Here is a 16,502-nt window from a genome sequence, read left to right as displayed (position 1 = left end):
ATTGATACATCAGACTTTAAATCCGATTATGAGTACATCATCTACCTGGTCGTATCCCATTTTCCATTCTTCAAACTCTTTATGAAGTTTGGCCTTCTGCTGCGGGGCGGGAAACTCAGCGATTTGTCGCAGGATTTCTTTGAAGCGGCCATATTTAAACTTCTTTCCTTCCTGTCCGCCAAACTGATCCGCGAATCCGTCCGTAAAAATATACACACAATCGCCGGGGTGCAGCACCGTAGCATAATCCCGAAAGTGCTGCTTTTCTGCGGAATCTGATATGCCGATAGAGATTTTATCGGCTTTTACCTCTTCCATCTCATACTTTCCGTTCTTGCATCGGGCGATAAACATGGGATTGAAAGCAGCGGCGAACTGGAGGGTTCGTGAAGCCGGATCATATGCGCATAACGCCACGTCCATCCCATCTTTCACTTCTTGTCCTTCCACACCCTTCAGCAGTGTTTCCTGAAGTGCGGCGTTCAGGTTGTTCAGGATTTCAGCGGGTTGGGTGAGGCCGCGTTCAAAGACCATTTGATTGAGAAGCGAATTTCCCACCATACTTAAAAAGGCACCCGGTACGCCATGTCCCGTACAGTCCACAGCCGCGAATATGCTGAGTGCTTTCACCTTTTCAATCCAGTAAAAATCACCGCTCACAATATCTTTTGGTTTGTACAGCACAAAGCTGTCGGGCATGGCCGTCTTCACCTGCTCGTCGGAAGGAAGGACGGCCTCCTGGATGCGCTTGGCATAGATGATACTGTCCGTGATGTCTTTGTTTTTTTCCTCGATTTCACGGTAGGCCTGCGAAAGTTTTTCGTTCGCTTTTTGCTTGAGTTTATAGCGTGTGTACAGGATGTATCCAATGATCAGGGCGGCAATTCCGAACGCCATCAGAAGATACCATGTGTTTCTGGCTTTTTGTTCCTTGAGCTGGTTGTCCTTTTCCAGCAGTTCCAGTTGCTTTTTTTGTTTTTCTGAATCGTACTTTGTTTGCAGCTCTGCCATCTGGCGGAAAGTGTCTTCCTGAAAAAGTGTGTCATTCAGGTCAGCATACTTCACCTGGTATTCCCAGGCCAGTTTGTAATTGTTTTGTTTAGCATAAAGTGCAGAAAGGGCTTTATAAGCGGAGACGAGCAGTGTTTTTGATTCCAGTTCTTCAAAGATCTCTCTGCTGTGTTCAAGGGTGTTAATGGCATCCTGAATTCTTCCCAGTTTTTCATATATAGTGGCCAGATTGGACAGCGTTGAAGCAATGCCCGGCCGGTCGCCCATGTCCTCCCGGATCTGTAAGGAGCGCTCGCAATATTCCTGGGCTTTTTTATATTCTCCCATCGCAAGAAACAATTCGGCGATATTGTTGCAGGTGGTACCCATTCCTTTCTGATCGTTAATTTCTTCTCTGATCTTTAACGACTGCAGGAGAAAATGGAGTGCCTCTCCATAATTCTTGAGGTTCATGTAGGTGGTGCCCACATTGCTCAGGGCGCTGGCAATACTTTTTTTGCTTCCTGATTTCTGTTTGATTTCCAGGGCGTCCAGCTGATACACCAGGGCTTCGCTATAGCGTTTCTGGTCAGAGTAGAGGATGGCAATGTTGATATAGGCCGTTGCGATCTGATCGTCGTCTTTTAACTGCTCCGCGTAATGCAGGCCTTCATTGAAATATTTATAGGCCTCTTCAAATTCGCCGATGGAGCGATAGCTGTTCCCGATACCCATCAGCGAGTTCACGATTCCTTTCAGGTCTCCGCTTTGCTTTCTTTTTTCAATAGAGCGGGAGTAGAAATCAATGGCCTTGCGGTATTCGCCTTCATTAAAGTTGGCGAGCCCGAGGTTATTCAGGGTTTTGGCGCATCCAAGGGTATCGTTAAGCGAAGTGCGCATCTGCAGGGCGGAATCGAGGTAAATGGAAGCCTCATAATAATCCGGAAAGTAGATGTAAGCGGTTCCTGTAGAATGCCAGGCATTGGCACGGGCAGAATCATCCTTAAACTGGCGGGCAAGGTATAGCGCTTCCTTGGCATAATAAACACCCCGGGTGGGTTTGCCCTGCATTACCGTATTGGAGAGTTTGAGGTAGATCCTGATTTTCTCCCTGTCTGGCGCGGTTTCGAGCACCTGCAGGAGAGAGTCCACGGTTCTTTTCTGTGCATTCAGCAGGGCCGGCACAGACAGCAGAACGTAAATGAAAATATGAAACCTGAAATTCATCAAAAGGCCGGGCTTAAAGGTACCAAAAAGGCCTGTTCCAATTTCATGCCATGTTGCGCCTTCAGGAACGGCATTTCTCCGGCTTCCGTATATTTGACCATGCGCTGGTTGATCCTCCTGGTCTTCCCTTTCTTTCTTTCCGGTACCGACCCCGAATGCCCGATAGAAGTCAATGCTTTTGAGGCTGGAGAACGGCTCGATTACCGGGTCATGTATAACTGGGGAGTCATCTGGGTGGAAGCCGGTTATGCCTCATTCACCACGGAGTTGGGTACATACGATGGGAAACCTGCATATCACTTCGTAGGAAGGGGTAGAACGTATGACAAGTATGACTTTATATATAAAGTACGGGATTATTACGACAGCTATGCCGATACAGCCACCCTGAAGCCTTACCGCTACCGGAGGGATATTAATGAAGGAGGTCGTGTGATGTACGAGGACGCACGCTTCAGCCATAAGAAAAACAAAGTATATACAATGGTAAGGAAGGAAAAGGAAGTCAGAGTGGATTCTGTAACCTTTGGTTCCTGTGTGGTGGATGTAATGACTGCCATTTACTATGCCCGCTGCATGGATTTTAATAAATACAAAGTGAACGATACTATTCCGTTGAATCTGTACCTGGAAAACCAGACACATTCGGTGTTTATCCGGTATCTGGGTAAGGAAGAGAAGCAGATTGGTAAACTGGGGAAGATTAAATGTATCAAATTCAGTCCTTTGCTGATCGAAGGCACTATCTTTTCGGGGGGAGAGGGTATGACGGTGTGGGCTACGGATGATCACCGGAAAATTCCCGTTTATGTCGAAACGCCTATACTTGTGGGCAAGGTGAAGGTGATGATATCGAAAAAACCATAACTTAAGATAAACAGGCTCATGAAAAAATTATCACTTGCGGTAATAACCCTCTTTATTTCATGCCATCTTTTCTCCCAATGCCACTATGTGCCTTCCACATCTAGTCTTACGGATAGTGTAACATGGTCTTTCACCGGCGGCTCTTTCCAGAGTTACGGTTGTGCTCCCATTGACCCTACGCGATGGCTCAGCGGAGGTGGAATGAGTGTGACCATGACCTTTACCAATCCTGAAGATTATCCGATGATACGGGTCTGGGGAATGAACGACGATGATGTGGTGAGTGTAACCGTAAATGGAAGTCCGTATACCATGAATTATTCCACAGCCACCTATCTTCCAAAAGTGGTTTGCGGTCTTTCTCCCGGGCCTGATGGAGTCTATTTCATTGGAGGTAATATCGTGGGAAGCAATACAAATGCTCAGGGAAATTATTCCTATTCCGATGTGATGCTCCTGACCACCGGAGTGAATACCATCACAGTAACCGGAATCGCCGGTGCAGGCTGGGGATTTGCCGGGGTTTCGGTGAATTGTTCGGAAATTACGGGAATGAATTCCGGAACACAACCTGAGCCGTTTCACATCTTCCCCATCCCGGTTTCCAATCAACTTAATGTGATTTCAACCTTTGGTGAGAATTTTCAGCTTGAAATTTCCAACGCTTATGGGCAGCTGGTGCTTTCTGAAAAGCGAACTTCACAAGACCATACACAGATAGACGTAAGCGATCTCCCGGATGGAATTTACATAGTGGTTTTGCGGACTGGAAGTCATGCCTTTTCGAAGCCATTTCTTATTTCAAGGTAAAAGCGAAAATTCAGAACAATTTTCGCCTAAGATCTTCAGCTGAAATATCCGGATCACCGCCGGCTAAAACGTGGTCTGCGAATGCCAGTAAGAATCGTTCGCAGGATTTGTAACGTTCATGGTCGCAGGAGCCCATTTGAGTGAATCCCAGACGGCTGACTGCATAATGCAGTTTCCATGCAAGGTCACTTCTTCCTTTTTCTTGTGTCTTCTTTAGATCCTTCATATTTCCAATACCCTTTCTCAATGTAATTTTTAAACAAACTGAGTTCCCTATTTCTGTATTTTTTCTCCAGATAACTATCGGTAAGAATGAAATTTAATTTCTTTTCCCATTCCTTGAGGTCCAGATTTTTCTCATACAACTCTTTAATACGGGAGTTATTCCGACGGGATGCGGATACAATTCTTGCTATTTTCAGCTCGGTGGTTTTGAACAATGTCGCTTTGAATTCCTCTGATTTTCTCACGGTTTCCTGTTCTTTAATGTTCTTGAATTCCTGCCTCATCAGAATGATCATCCTGCGTTGGTCGTTTAATTCCCGGAAAGAGCAGGATTGCTCAGCTTTTTTCAAGTAAGAAACGAATCGCTCCGTTTCCCGGATCAGAAAAGAGAGAAAATAGTAAAGAGCACGGTCAATGAATTCCATTTTTCGTTTTGTTAAACGCGCATCGGACGGTCTGGTCCACGGCACCGTGCCTTGTTTTTTCTCTTCACACCCTGGAAGAGTGGTCGGTTGCCATCCGGAACTATTCCGGAATTCTGAATGCTCTTACTTTAACGGAACTGTTTTCAAAATGTTTCATCCCACTACCATCACTACTACCACTACCACTAATCCCCTGATTCCCAACTCTTAGCCTAAATTTCACCACATTGGTCGATATCCTTCCTGACCTGCCTTATTTTTTCCTACTTTCGGTACCCTAAAATCCTAAGAACAATGAAGTTAGGTGTACCCAAAGAACTTAAACCAAGAGAAAACCGCGTGGCGCTCAGCCCCGACGTGGTGAAGGATCTGGTAAAGAAAGGATTCGAGGTTGTGGTGGAGAATGGAGCCGGACAAAATTCTTTCTATGCGGATGAAGTATACACTGCAGCTGGTGCAAGCCTTGGAAGTAAAGACCAGGTTTACAGTGCAGATGTGGTTCTCAAAGTAAACGCTCCATCTCCGGATGAAGTTGCAAAGATGAAGAAGGATGCAATCCTGATCTCCTTCATGTTCGCCGCTACCAACCCGGACCTGGTGTCTGCCTGCGAAAAGGCCGGAGTGAGTGCGTTCTCCATGGATGCAGTGCCCCGTATCTCCCGTGCACAAAAGATGGATGCACTTTCTTCTCAGGCTAACCTCGCCGGATATAAAGCAGTACTCATGTGTGCGAATACACTGGGAAAAATTCTTCCCATGATGACCACCGCGGCCGGAACCATCCGTCCGTCTAAGATCGTGATCTTCGGAGCCGGTGTAGCCGGACTGCAGGCGATTGCTACGGCAAAACGTCTGGGCGCTGTGGTGGAAGTTTCCGACATCCGTCCTGAAACAAAAGAGCAGGTAGAATCGCTCGGTGGAAAATTCATCGAAGTAAAAGGAGATACATCCATCAAAATTGAAGGCGGTTATGTAAAGGGCGTTTCCGAAGAATTTTTGAAAAAGCAGCAGGAGCTTGTTGCCAAGCACGTAAAGGATGCAGACGTGGTGATCACCACCGCGTTGATTCCCGGGCGTAAAGCCCCCGTACTGGTTACAGAAGATATGGTGAAATCCATGCGCTTTGGTTCTGTGGTGCTTGATATGGCCGTAGAATCCGGCGGAAACGTAGTGGGTTCTGAAGTAAACAAGACGGTGCAAAAACACGGAGTAACTATTATTGGCGAAGGAAATATTCCTTCCCTGCTCCCGATGAATGCGTCTGAATTATACGCCAAGAACATCCAGACTTTTCTCCTTCACCTCGCAGATAAAGACAAATTCAAGTGGGAGATGGAAGAGGAGATCACCAAAGGATCTCTGATTGTTCATAGTGGCAAGGCCGTTCACCCAAGTGTGTTGAAAGCAGCTACCGCCTAATCTGAAACATAAACTCAAACCATAATTTTATGGAAAACATCTTAGATTTCTTCACTTCTAACCGCGAAATGATCTACTTCGTTATCCTCTCCATCTTTGTGGGAGTTGAAGTGATCGGCGGAGTGCCTTCTGTACTCCATACACCTTTGATGTCTGGTGCCAATGCCATTCACGGGGTGGTGATCATCGGTGCTATTCTGGTTATGTTGCAGATCGATCCTGAAAACACTCTTTCGCTCGTGCTCGGTACACTGGCAGTATTCCTCGGAACCCTGAACGTGGTTGGTGGATTCGTGGTGACAGACCGCATGCTCGAAATGTTCAAAAAGAAAAAGTAACGCAGCACCTTGCACTTCGGAACGAATTAAATATATTTTTTACTCGAAAGAAATATGAAAGCGAATCTCTTAGAAATCTGTTACCTCATCGGTTCGATAACCTTTATTATGGGTTTAAAATGGATGGGAAATGCCAAGACAGCCCGAAAAGGAAATCTACTCGGAGCCTTCGGTATGACGGTTGCCATTCTGGGAACCATCTTCCTTCACAATTATGAGGTAAGCGGTATGATCTACGGCCTCATCTTTGCGGCTATTGCTGTGGGTACGGCTGTGGGCTGGTATACGGCAAAGTCGGTGCAAATGACCAAAATGCCTGAGCTGGTTTCCATGTTCAACGGGATGGGAGGAGCCTGTGCCGCGCTTATTTCGCTGATTGAATTCCATCATCCGTATGAACTGATCCACACCGCTATTGAAGAAGGTCAGAATGCAGAAACCATCCGCGAGCTGATCGGAACTCAGGTTCCCACACTACTTGCCATTATTGCAGGACTGATCATTGGTTCAGTTTCTTTCTCAGGTTCAGTTATTGCCTTCCTGAAATTGAATGGTACTATGAATAAGCCGGTCCGTATTCCCATGTACAACATCATCAATAACCTGGTATTGATCGGATTGCTCGGATTTGGAGCTTATCTTGTTTATTCCGGTGGGAATTATCAGCTGGTTTGGTTGTGTTTCGCCGCTGCCATCCTCTATGGAGTCATGTTTGTAATTCCGATCGGAGGGGCAGATATGCCGGTGGTCATATCTCTGTTGAACTCATTCACAGGATTAGCAGCAGCATTCGGGGGATTCCTGTACGATAATAAAGTAATGCTCACCGGAGGTATTCTTGTTGGTTCTGCCGGAACCCTCCTGACATTCGTAATGTGCGAAGCTATGAACCGTTCACTCGCCAATGTGATATTCGGTGCATTCGGAGGCGGAAGCACAGCTACAGGCAGCGGACCGGAGGTGAAGGGAACCATTAAAGATGCCAGCGTTACGGACATTGCGGTGATGATGAACTATTCCAAAAAAGTGGTGATTGTTCCCGGATACGGACTGGCTGTTGCACAGGCACAACACGTGATCAAGGAATTGGAAAACATTCTTGAAGAACGCGGTGTAGAAGTTAAATATGCCATTCACCCTGTAGCCGGCCGTATGCCCGGCCATATGAATGTATTGTTGGCGGAATCTAACGTTTCGTACGACAAGCTCGTGGAAATGGATGAGATCAACCCGGAGTTTGAACAAACCGATGTGGTGCTGATTGTTGGAGCCAACGACGTGGTGAACCCTGCTGCAAAGTCTGACCCTTCTTCACCCATTTACGGAATGCCGATCCTTGAAGTGGATAAAGCAAAGAATATCATTGTGAACAAGCGTTCCATGAATGCGGGATATGCGGGAATTGACAATCTGTTGTTCTATGATCCGAAATGTTCCATGTTCTTCGGAGACGCAAAAAAGGCGTTGACAGAGCTGGTTGCGGAACTGAAGACCATGGATTGATCTTCTGACTTGAAAGACATCAAAATATTCTGTTACTGCTTGGGCGGATACTTCATTGTTGGTGGGGCCGCCATGTACGGAAATTCTTCCTTCTTCGATTTTATTGCGGGCCTGGATCAGCATGTTGCCGCTGACCCTGTTTTCGGATTCATCATGTCTGTAATGGATGAGTTGGTGAATTACGGGTTGTGGCTTGTGTTGTTCGGGCTGGGCTATGTTTTTCTGGGTATCTACCTCGAACGCTTGCTTCAGCAGGCATTGTGGCTTCACATTGCCATCAGCGTTTGCATGATCATCTGGGGAGTGCTTTGTTATTTACATTTCCTTCCGATGATGGGTCAATTCTACGCGATGATCCCCATGCCTGAAGCAAATTTTCTGGAAACATGGAACAAGATGGTCGTGTATGTTTCTGTGATCGCCGGTGCAGTTCAGTTCGTGATTCCCCAGTTTTTCCTTGGCCGTATGATTTGGAAAAAGCAACAGGAATTGGCTGGTCAGTGAACAAGTCTTGTGGCCCGCTTTTCACACCCGGGAACCCCGTCCCTCAAAACATGTACTGAAACTTTTCCCGTGCGAAAGCATTATTCCCCCTGCGTTTTCCAAAAATAAATTCCAGGTCGGAACTCCATACCAGCGAAATTTCATGCGTATTTTGATGTGCTTTCCGTAAAGCCGACATCCCAATGTCATATGAATAGACTATCTGGCATTGATCCAGCAGGATGAATCCTGCGTGAAGCGCCACGGCATCCTTTAGCCGGTAGCTGGCGCCGCCGATCATTTTGTTGCGGATAAAAATGCGCAGGGAATAATCCATCGTGATGGTTGCCCCGGTAATATAGCCGGCATTAAAGGTGTTTTCCCAGACAAAGTCCGGGTGCCCGGCCCAATTGTATCCTACGGTGAAAAACGGATGCGGAACCATTTTTATAATCGCTCCTTTAACGGAATCCGGAACCCCATCGTAAAATTCGGCCGACTGCTGAATGAGATTCTGAGCGCAGAGTCCGACATGAAAGCGATCGTTGTATAACAAAAATCCGGCATTCATGTCAAAGAAACGGTCATCGGCCAGGATGCTGCGGTCAATGGTCTTATCCTGCGAATTGCGGATGGTTATTGCGGCTCCATTGATGAAATATTTGTAGAAATTAGCACTTACTCCAAGCGACATTTCAATATCCGGGTAGCGAAAATGATAGGCATACCCCACACTGAACAGATCCCTTTCAGTTGGTCCGGTTATGTCGGTCCAGTATTGAATACCGGCTCCCATTTTTCCCTTGTACAGGCGCGAATTCAGATTAAAGCCCTGGGTTTTAGGTTGCCCATCAAAACCCACCCACTGGTTCCGGTAATTGAAGCGAAGATCAATCAGCCGTTTTGTGCCCAGCACTGCCGGATTAAAAAACACCGCGTTGGTACGTACCTGAGTGAAGTAGGGCATCTGCTGCGCAGGAAGAACCAGCGTGGCAAAAATCAGGAGAGATGCAATACTAATCTTCATCGAATGATGGTTACAGATCCGAAATACTTTCTCCCTTTCCCGTCATCAAAAATATAATAATACGTTCCGTCAGGAACATCTTCACCAAAGTTTTCACCGTCCCATAAATTCAAATAGGGGGTGGTCATATATACAATATTTCCGTAGCGGTTGTAAATAGTGAGTTTGTTGTCGGGATACTTGAATACGTTCCCGATATAGAAAAAATCATTGTCACCATCGTTGTTGGGAGTGAAGGTGTTGTAAAAGATCAGGCTGTCATACGGGTTCACAAATACGGTAACCTGATCGTAGCCAAAACAGCCTTCAGCACTGGTGCCAACCACTAGATAGGTAGTAGTGGTCAGTGGAAAAGCATCCGGATTTGCCGTTGTGGCATATAATAGTGTATTGTTTGGTGTCCACCAGTATTGCGAGGCACCGGAGGCCGACAGCGTAGTAACATCTCCTTCGTTAATGGTAACATCCGGACCTGCTGATACAGCCGGCAGTGCATAGATCGTTACGGTAACGGTCTCCGTCATCACCGGACATATCCCACCTGAGATAGTAACAGTATACGTGGTGGTGGTATTGATGGTGCATTGCGGATTGGGAGCGGAGGGGTTCGGTAATCCCACCGCCGGCAACCATGCAAAAGTCAAACCGCTGCTTGAATTACCCGGCTCTCCCAGTACCACCGTTTCTCCAAAGCAAACTCCCGTGTCATTACCCGCCCCTGAAAACATTGCTCCCTGGTGCCAAACATTCATGGAATCAATAGCGGTGTTACCCACTGCGTCCGTTACCTGAACATAATACATCCACACGGCGGTGGTGGGAGTTAAAAGGGGATTTGCGCTATTCGGATTACTCAGGCCCTGCGACGGGGTCCATAGGTAACTATAGGGTGGAGATCCGCCTAGTGCGGTTGGACTCCCCCCAATAGTGTAGGTCTGATTCGGACAGGCTGAAACTGAATTCCCGGCCTCTGCCGCCAGCTGTGCTATGCAACTGTTCCCGGAGCTGAGAAGAAGCAAGGGTAGAAGAAAATATAAGATAAGTTTTAAATTATCTGACATTCAGCAAGTTAGCTACTTACAAATATAGCGATTCCTGTGCAACCTGAGCATGCTTGAACCTGTCTTTATGTAAAGGTTTGTAAAAGAACCATATAAGGTCTAATTTTGTTCTACCAATTAACCTTGAAAATGAAAAAAACTATTTTATCTCTCGCCTTCGCTCTTTGCGCACTTTTTGCATTCGGACAGTATACCTACACGGAGAACTGGCCCGACGGAAAAAAGAAACTGGAGGGGCAGTACCAGTCAGCTGTTGAAATTCTCTCTACTGACACCAAAGAGCAGAAAGCTCAAAAGATGTCTACTGCCATCCGCATTGGAAAATGGCAGCACTGGCACCAGAATGGCCAGCTCGCTTCTGTGGAATATTACAACAATGGTGTTATGACCGGCCACTGGCAATCTTGGTATGAGAACGGATCGGTGGAGTCTGATATCGATTTCTCTACCGGCAAAGCTGTTTATTACTACAGCGATGGAAAAAAGCATTCTGAGGGAAAAATGAAAGCCGGAATGATTCAGGATGGGTTTTGGGTAGCATATCATTCCAATGGAAATAAGAACACAGAAGGTTCCTATACGAATGGTCAGAAAAACGGAGAGTGGAAGTTCTACGATGAGAAAGGGAACCACTATTTCACTGAAAAGTGGAATAACGGTGTAAAAGCAAACTGACGCCTCTTTTTTTATAATCTTACAACCCGCCGTTTGGCGGGTTTTTTTTTATGGCACAGCACCTGTTGTCAAAATCTTCCTTTATCAGAGGCGTTCAGTGTGAGAAGGCCTTGTACCTGAGCCGGCATTTTCCTTCACTACGGGATCCGCTTGATGAAAAAAGGCAGGCTATTTTTTCGCGCGGTCACCTGGTGGGAGAGAAGGCACGCGAGCTTTTTCCCGGCGGGAAGGACGCTTTTCCGGGTTCATATAAAAAGACTTCGGAGTGGATCCGACGTACCCGGCAATGGATGGATGAAGGGATGCCTGTTATTTACGAAGCTGCATTTGAATTCAACGGCATTATGGTGGCGCTGGATATACTGGTCAGGGAAGGAGAGATGTGGTCAGGGTATGAGGTAAAATCTTCTGCGCGCATATCTCCCGTATATCTCGAGGATGCCGCCATTCAGTACTATGTTATTTCCGGAAGCGGAGTGCCGCTGAAGGAATTTTCCCTGGTACACATTGATACTTCTTATATTCTGGAGGAGCGGCTGGATGTACACCGGCTTTTTACCGTTGTGCCGGTAGGGAAGGAGATCGCATCGAAGAATGAGCAGATTGCAGCACGGGCCGCAAAGCTGATCTCCATGCTTCAGCAAAACTTGACGCCGGATATTTCCATAGGAGAACAGTGTCATTATCCGTACACCTGCGATTTTTTTTCTCATTGCCGAAGTCATCTTCCCAAGGATCATACCGTATTCGACCTGGGCGGGGTGAGTATGCAGAGAGTGTATGAGTGGTATCATACGGGAAAGATTCTCATCACAGATCTGTCAACGGATGACCTGGACACGCGTGATGTCCGGATTCAGGCTTCCTGTCTCCGGAGTAACACGGTACATATAGAAAAGGAATTGTTGCAGCAATTCCTGAGCGGACTGAACTTCCCATTGATCTTTCTTGATTTTGAAACCATGATGCCGGCTATCCCGGTCTACAGAGGGTCTCATCCGTATGAGCAAATCCCATTTCAGTTCTCCGCGCATGTGCTGGATGCTCCCGGCGCAACGTTGAAGCACCACGACTTTGTAGCTCCACCCGGGGAAGATCCGCGGCCGGAGTTTACAAAGGAATTGGTAAAGGTCATCGCAAACGCCGGCACCATTCTGGCATATAATGCAAGCTTTGAACGTAGCATTATGAAAAATTGTGCCGGGCGGTTTCCGGAAAGTGCCTCCGGACTGAATACCGCCATTGCGAAGGTTACGGATCTCATGGAGCCTTTTAAGAAAAAATGGTACTATCATCCCGGAATGCGGGGCTCCGCTTCTATTAAACAGGTTCTTCCGGCCCTGGCACCCGGCTTCAGTTACCAGGGGCTGAATATCAGTAACGGCGCCGCGGCCATGAGCCGGTATGAGTCACTCTCGGCAGCTGCAGATCTTTTTGAAATTCAGGAAACCATTGAGGATCTCAAGGAATATTGTAAACTGGATACGCTGGCCATGGTAAAATTATGGGAAACACTTCAGCAGGCTGTTATGCCCGTTTCCCCAGTTCAATAGCCTGTAACTCCTGCACTTTTCCTTCACGAATGGTAAATCGTAACATGGTTTTTACAGTATGAAAACCATGAATGCCCGCGGCTCCTGGATTCATGTGCAGCAGCCCGAGTTCTTTATCGGGTATCACTTTCAATATATGGGAATGACCACAAATGAAGAGTCCCGGTCTTTTTTTCAGAAGCTTGGCTTTTATTCCCGGTGCGTAATGTCCGGGATAACCTCCAATGTGTGTGATAAACACTTTTAACCCTTCGAGCTCAAATTCCAGCGTTTCCTGCAATTCTTTTCTTGTTTTACCGTCATCAATATTCCCGAATACCGCTCTTAAGGGCTTAAACTTCCTTAGTTCTTCCAACACCCCTAATTGCCGGCCCTCCTGTGCTCCAATATCTCCAGCATGCCATATTTCATCGCAGGTGTCTGCGTATTTAAAGAGGAGCGGATCCAGGTGTCCGTGAGTATCGGAGATCAATGCAATGCGCATAGTGTCAGGCCTAAATTACTAACTTTATTCCCCTGTAATGAAACAACGATTAAAGGACCGGAGTGAGCGGGGGGCACTGCGAAAGCTGAAACCGCCCGGAGGAGTAGATTTCATTTCCAATGATTATCTCGGCTATTCACGTCTGGAACTGCCGGAAACGGGATTGCCGCACGGAAGCACCGGATCACGTTTATTGTCGGGCAATCACAAGGTATTCGGGGATACAGAGGACTTCATGGCCGGCTTTTTCGGCGCAGAGTCATCCTTGTTGTTCAATTCAGGGTATACTGCGAACCTGGGCTTGATTTCGGCCTTGTCGGATAAGGAATCTCTTTTTATTTACGATGCGTATTCCCACGCCTCCGTACGGGATGGGTTGCGGATGGGATTTGGCAGGCACTGGCATTATGAACATAACGATCTGGATCACCTGGAGAGTTTGTTACAGAAGGCAAGTGAGGGCGTCTTTGTTGTTACGGAATCCGTATTCAGCATGGATGGTGACGAGGCACCCCTGAAGGAAATAGCGGATTTATGTGAGCGTTACGGGGCGAAGCTGATTGTAGATGAAGCGCATAGCGGAGGAATTTTTGGACGGCAGGGAAGAGGGAGTTGTGAAGAGGCAGGGATCTGCGGACAGGTATTTGCACGCGTGTTTACATTCGGGAAAGCATTCGGGCGCCACGGTGCGGTGGTAGTGGGAAGCGGTGTGTTGCGGGAGTATTTGATTAATTTTTCGCGTCCCTTTATTTACAGCACCGCAATGTCTCCACACGAGGTAGAACAGCTACGGATGTCGGTGGAATATAGGAGCTCTGAGGAGAGCGAAGTGGATTTGTTACGGAGGAATATCGAATACTGGAATAGGCGGACCGGATCACTGATACGCACCCCTATCCGCATTATTCCGGTAAGCGGGGGCAATGAGGTGGCGCGGACGCTTGAAAAGAAGATCGCTGAGGCCGGATACCGGGTGCCGGCTATTCTTTCGCCAACTGTTGCACCGGGCAGGGAGCGCTTGCGCATTTGTTTGCATAGTTTTAATACGGAAACAGAGATGCAGGGTTTGTTGAAGGCAGCGGCGGGGTAATCCGGATCAGGAAAACCGGCCGCTAACATCTATGTAATTGTCATTCCGGTGAGAATATTTTTTAGCTTCGCTTTGCCCGGACACACCGGGAGACAATTAATCAATTGCAGGTTCTGCAACGGATGTGTGATTTTAGCGTAATTTGGATAAGGCTCCTGGCAGATTAGCCATAAGTCAGGAAAGAACTTAATACTTTCGAAACATGATCGCAAACGAATTTTCAGAAACTTTTAGCACCTACGAAAACTTTATGATTTTGGCTGTCGGCGGTATCGAAGAGTTTTTCGAAGTGAACGATGTGCTGCCGCGCATTTTTAAAGATTTTTATAAGTTTCCTGTCACGGAACTTAAGAGCAGGAGACAGGAAATTGCAGAGAGCGACATGGATATTATTGTCAGGACTCTTTCCAATGTGGACGACAAGCATTTTTTTATTTTTACCCTGCACGACTCCAACCACCTCGATCTGATTAAGATGCAAATGATGAAAGTGATGAACTTCGGAATGGACATCCAGCATCTGGAAAGCAACAAGCTTTACATTTTGGCAATGGACAGAAAGAAGAATACAGATTACGGTTTTTGACCCCGGGGTGCAACGGCATGACCTGATGAAGAAGGCTTTTCTGCCCCGTTTTTATATTCGGGGAATATTATACATTTGCTCATGATCCAAATAACTCGTTGATTATGATAAATTTTATTTCCCTGCGGCTGGCCAGCTTCGCATTTTCAGTAGTTTCTGCACTAATGTCCTTACCGGCCTTTGCCCAGACGCCGGGCATAAAGTGGTGGTACGATACACAGGACGCTTCCTTTGGACAGTCAGCTGCCGGTGATATTGACGGAGATGGAATGCTGGAAATTGTTTTCGGTTGTTACCGGAACGATAGCTGCGTATACGCTCTCAACGGAAATGACGGCACGTTGCTCTGGAAATATAATACCCATCCGCCCAATGCGGAAGGATGCAATGATGTGGCTCCTGTGATCTTTGATGTAGACGGTGACGGATCCCTTGAGGTGATTGTTCCCAGTTCCTGTAATCCGGTGACCTTCTGTTTTAACGGTCCCAACGGAACGGTGCAATGGCAATGTAGCACCCGGGGATCAGACTCGCCCCCTACGATTGCAGATGTGGATAATGATACCAAACCGGAGATCCTGCACGGAGAGTTTGGCGGATATGTCAAATGCATCAATGCGGAAAATGGAACCCAGGCCTGGGAATTGCCGGTTGACCTGAACTCCTGGATTCAGACCGCTCCCACACTGGCAGATCTCGATAACAACGGGCAGATAGATTTTGTGGTTGGAACATGGAACTTTAACGGGTTAGACAGCATCTATGCATACAGGGGAGATAATCAGTTGCTCCTGTGGTCGTATCCTGTTCACGATTACATGTATCATGGTACGGCCGTTACGGATCTGGATAACGACGGAAAACCGGAGCTGCTTATAGGTTCCTATAATGATACGCTCTATTGCATCAATGGTGAGAATGGTACTACCGCATGGAAGTATAAAGCAAGTGGTGGCTATATCGGCTCCCCGGCAACCGTTGCTGATCTGGATAACGATGGAATTTGTGAGGTGATCTTTGCCAGTTCATATCAGGTTACCGCGTTAACCGCATCCGGAACGCTGAAATGGCAGTATAATAACCCTGGTTTCGAGCAGTCTTTCAGGGGAGTGGCTATTTCGGATATTACCAATGATGCCTACCCGGATGTGATCTTCGGTACCGACGGCGGAAAGGTGCGAGCACTGAACGGCAACAACGGAAGTCTGATCTGGACAGTGGATCTCGCGGCACACTACGGTGATCCTGATTTCGAACTGGACCACGCTCCACTGGTAGCAGATTTTGATGGCGACGATACGCTGGATGTATTCATTGTGGGCGGCCACGCGGAATATCCTAATTTTCAGAATGATTTCGGCCGGGCTTATCTGATCTCTGCGGGAAAAGGTAACGGACCTGACTGGCTCATGTTCCAACGTGATGTGTACAGGCAATCTTCCCTTTGCACCTATTCATCAGTTGGTGTACAGGAGTCGGCGGGATCACCGCCGCTAACAGTGTTCCCCAATCCTTTTTCGGGCAGTGCAAACATCGTGTTGGCAAGCCCGGTGACACATGCGGAGCTTAACGTGTATGATCTGAACGGGCAGCGCGTGAAACACCTGGCAGGAATTTCAGGACAAAGTATTGTTCTGGAAAGAAGTGATCTTCCCGCAGGAATGTATTTTCTGCACCTGACGGAGAATGAGAAATTGGTTGGAACAGTCAAGTTGATCGTCGCCAATTAAGCCGGGAAG

General features: G+C 47.2%; 17 protein-coding genes and 1 riboswitch. Of the genes, 11 read left to right on the top strand and 6 right to left on the bottom strand.

Annotated features, from left to right (window positions below; translation table 11 throughout):
• Positions 1-9: 9 nt before the first annotated feature.
• Positions 10-2,217: a tetratricopeptide repeat protein gene (locus IT233_09435; protein ID MCC7302853.1), complete on the bottom strand. Its 2,208-nt coding sequence runs from the start codon at positions 2,215-2,217 to the stop codon at positions 10-12.
• Between IT233_09435 and IT233_09430 the strand changes: the two genes are divergently transcribed.
• Both IT233_09430 and IT233_09425 read left to right on the top strand, forming a co-directional pair.
• The gene (locus tag IT233_09430) at positions 2,200-3,084 is read left to right on the top strand and encodes a DUF3108 domain-containing protein (GenBank protein MCC7302852.1); all 885 of its coding nucleotides are present in this window, start codon (positions 2,200-2,202) and stop codon (positions 3,082-3,084) included. The two genes, IT233_09435 and IT233_09430, sit on opposite strands and share 18 nt — an antisense overlap.
• Before the next feature lie 18 nt (positions 3,085-3,102).
• Complete coding sequence (locus IT233_09425) at positions 3,103-3,894, top strand: T9SS type A sorting domain-containing protein (protein MCC7302851.1); 792 nt, start codon at positions 3,103-3,105, stop codon at positions 3,892-3,894.
• Between the two features lie 10 nt (positions 3,895-3,904).
• On the opposite strand, the gene IT233_09420 is transcribed toward IT233_09425, so the two are convergent.
• Positions 3,905-4,120, bottom strand: coding sequence for a hypothetical protein (locus IT233_09420; GenBank protein ID MCC7302850.1), 216 nt, complete (start codon positions 4,118-4,120; stop codon positions 3,905-3,907).
• On the bottom strand, positions 4,080-4,544 hold the full coding sequence (locus IT233_09415; protein ID MCC7302849.1) for a hypothetical protein: 465 nt from the start codon (positions 4,542-4,544) through the stop codon (positions 4,080-4,082). The genes IT233_09420 and IT233_09415 overlap by 41 nt, the downstream gene beginning before the upstream one ends.
• Positions 4,533-4,670: riboswitch (SAM riboswitch) on the bottom strand. Its footprint overlaps the gene before it by 12 nt.
• Before the next feature lie 168 nt (positions 4,671-4,838).
• On the opposite strand from IT233_09415, the gene IT233_09410 reads away from it, so the two are divergent.
• The 4 genes from IT233_09410 to IT233_09395 are packed head-to-tail and all read left to right on the top strand — an operon-like array spanning position 4,839 to position 8,308.
• The gene (locus tag IT233_09410) at positions 4,839-5,963 is read left to right on the top strand and encodes a Re/Si-specific NAD(P)(+) transhydrogenase subunit alpha (GenBank protein MCC7302848.1); all 1,125 of its coding nucleotides are present in this window, start codon (positions 4,839-4,841) and stop codon (positions 5,961-5,963) included.
• A 29-nt stretch (positions 5,964-5,992) separates the two neighbouring features.
• Positions 5,993-6,301 (top strand): NAD(P) transhydrogenase subunit alpha, encoded by a 309-nt coding sequence (locus tag IT233_09405; GenBank protein MCC7302847.1) that lies wholly within the window; start codon positions 5,993-5,995, stop codon positions 6,299-6,301.
• 54 nt (positions 6,302-6,355) lie between these two features.
• Positions 6,356-7,804, top strand: coding sequence for an NAD(P)(+) transhydrogenase (Re/Si-specific) subunit beta (locus tag IT233_09400; GenBank protein MCC7302846.1), 1,449 nt, complete (start codon positions 6,356-6,358; stop codon positions 7,802-7,804).
• Positions 7,805-7,813: 9 nt separating this feature from the next.
• Positions 7,814-8,308 carry a hypothetical protein gene (locus tag IT233_09395; protein MCC7302845.1) on the top strand — a complete coding sequence of 165 codons (495 nt, stop codon included), beginning with the start codon at positions 7,814-7,816 and terminating at the stop codon, positions 8,306-8,308.
• Between the two features lie 43 nt (positions 8,309-8,351).
• Here IT233_09395 and IT233_09390 read toward each other — a convergent pair whose 3' ends face one another.
• Together IT233_09390 and IT233_09385 are read right to left on the bottom strand one after the other, a co-directional pair.
• Entirely contained in the window at positions 8,352-9,314 is a 963-nt protein-coding gene (locus IT233_09390; protein ID MCC7302844.1) for a PorP/SprF family type IX secretion system membrane protein, read from the bottom strand.
• Complete coding sequence (locus IT233_09385; protein MCC7302843.1) at positions 9,311-10,375, bottom strand: gliding motility-associated C-terminal domain-containing protein; 1,065 nt, start codon at positions 10,373-10,375, stop codon at positions 9,311-9,313. The genes IT233_09390 and IT233_09385 overlap by 4 nt, the downstream gene beginning before the upstream one ends.
• 129 nt (positions 10,376-10,504) lie before the next feature.
• Here IT233_09385 and IT233_09380 point away from each other — a divergent pair, with 129 nt between their 5' ends.
• A complete protein-coding gene (locus IT233_09380; protein ID MCC7302842.1) occupies positions 10,505-11,050 on the top strand; it encodes a hypothetical protein in 546 nt (181 codons plus the stop codon).
• A gap of 50 nt (positions 11,051-11,100) precedes the next feature.
• Entirely contained in the window at positions 11,101-12,603 is a 1,503-nt protein-coding gene (locus tag IT233_09375) for a DUF2779 domain-containing protein (protein ID MCC7302841.1), read from the top strand.
• Here IT233_09375 and IT233_09370 read toward each other — a convergent pair.
• Entirely contained in the window at positions 12,578-13,087 is a 510-nt protein-coding gene (locus tag IT233_09370) for a metallophosphoesterase family protein (GenBank protein MCC7302840.1), read from the bottom strand. The genes IT233_09375 and IT233_09370 overlap by 26 nt on opposite strands.
• A gap of 37 nt (positions 13,088-13,124) precedes the next feature.
• On the opposite strand from IT233_09370, the gene IT233_09365 reads away from it, so the two are divergent.
• From IT233_09365 to IT233_09355, 3 genes are all read left to right on the top strand, one after another.
• A complete protein-coding gene (locus tag IT233_09365) occupies positions 13,125-14,177 on the top strand; it encodes an aminotransferase class I/II-fold pyridoxal phosphate-dependent enzyme (GenBank protein MCC7302839.1) in 1,053 nt (350 codons plus the stop codon).
• A 202-nt stretch (positions 14,178-14,379) separates the two neighbouring features.
• The gene (locus IT233_09360) at positions 14,380-14,763 is read left to right on the top strand and encodes a hypothetical protein (GenBank protein MCC7302838.1); all 384 of its coding nucleotides are present in this window, start codon (positions 14,380-14,382) and stop codon (positions 14,761-14,763) included.
• Between the two features lie 104 nt (positions 14,764-14,867).
• Positions 14,868-16,493: a VCBS repeat-containing protein gene (locus tag IT233_09355; GenBank protein MCC7302837.1), complete on the top strand. Its 1,626-nt coding sequence runs from the start codon at positions 14,868-14,870 to the stop codon at positions 16,491-16,493.
• The last annotated feature ends 9 nt before the right edge of the window (positions 16,494-16,502 follow it).

It is taken from the genome of Bacteroidia bacterium, from assembly GCA_020852255.1.
Lineage (GTDB): Bacteria > Bacteroidota > Bacteroidia > JADZBD01 > JADZBD01 > JADZBD01.
This window is presented reverse-complemented; position numbering and strand designations above follow the sequence as displayed.

Bases quoted from the DNA above. Each gene is read 5' to 3' on its own strand.
- IT233_09430 (MCC7302852.1), top strand. From the start codon at position 2,200: ATGAAACCTGAAATTCATCAAAAGGCCGGGCTTAAAGGTACCAAAAAG.
- IT233_09435 (MCC7302853.1), bottom strand. From the start codon at position 2,217: ATGAATTTCAGGTTTCATATTTTCATTTACGTTCTGCTGTCTGTGCCG.
- IT233_09425 (MCC7302851.1), top strand. From the start codon at position 3,103: ATGAAAAAATTATCACTTGCGGTAATAACCCTCTTTATTTCATGCCAT.
- IT233_09420 (MCC7302850.1), bottom strand. From the start codon at position 4,120: ATGAAGGATCTAAAGAAGACACAAGAAAAAGGAAGAAGTGACCTTGCA.
- IT233_09415 (MCC7302849.1), bottom strand. From the start codon at position 4,544: ATGGAATTCATTGACCGTGCTCTTTACTATTTTCTCTCTTTTCTGATC.
- IT233_09410 (MCC7302848.1), top strand. From the start codon at position 4,839: ATGAAGTTAGGTGTACCCAAAGAACTTAAACCAAGAGAAAACCGCGTG.
- IT233_09405 (MCC7302847.1), top strand. From the start codon at position 5,993: ATGGAAAACATCTTAGATTTCTTCACTTCTAACCGCGAAATGATCTAC.
- IT233_09400 (MCC7302846.1), top strand. From the start codon at position 6,356: ATGAAAGCGAATCTCTTAGAAATCTGTTACCTCATCGGTTCGATAACC.
- IT233_09390 (MCC7302844.1), bottom strand. From the start codon at position 9,314: ATGAAGATTAGTATTGCATCTCTCCTGATTTTTGCCACGCTGGTTCTT.
- IT233_09385 (MCC7302843.1), bottom strand. From the start codon at position 10,375: ATGTCAGATAATTTAAAACTTATCTTATATTTTCTTCTACCCTTGCTT.
- IT233_09380 (MCC7302842.1), top strand. From the start codon at position 10,505: ATGAAAAAAACTATTTTATCTCTCGCCTTCGCTCTTTGCGCACTTTTT.
- IT233_09375 (MCC7302841.1), top strand. From the start codon at position 11,101: ATGGCACAGCACCTGTTGTCAAAATCTTCCTTTATCAGAGGCGTTCAG.
- IT233_09370 (MCC7302840.1), bottom strand. From the start codon at position 13,087: ATGCGCATTGCATTGATCTCCGATACTCACGGACACCTGGATCCGCTC.
- IT233_09365 (MCC7302839.1), top strand. From the start codon at position 13,125: ATGAAACAACGATTAAAGGACCGGAGTGAGCGGGGGGCACTGCGAAAG.
- IT233_09360 (MCC7302838.1), top strand. From the start codon at position 14,380: ATGATCGCAAACGAATTTTCAGAAACTTTTAGCACCTACGAAAACTTT.
- IT233_09355 (MCC7302837.1), top strand. From the start codon at position 14,868: ATGATAAATTTTATTTCCCTGCGGCTGGCCAGCTTCGCATTTTCAGTA.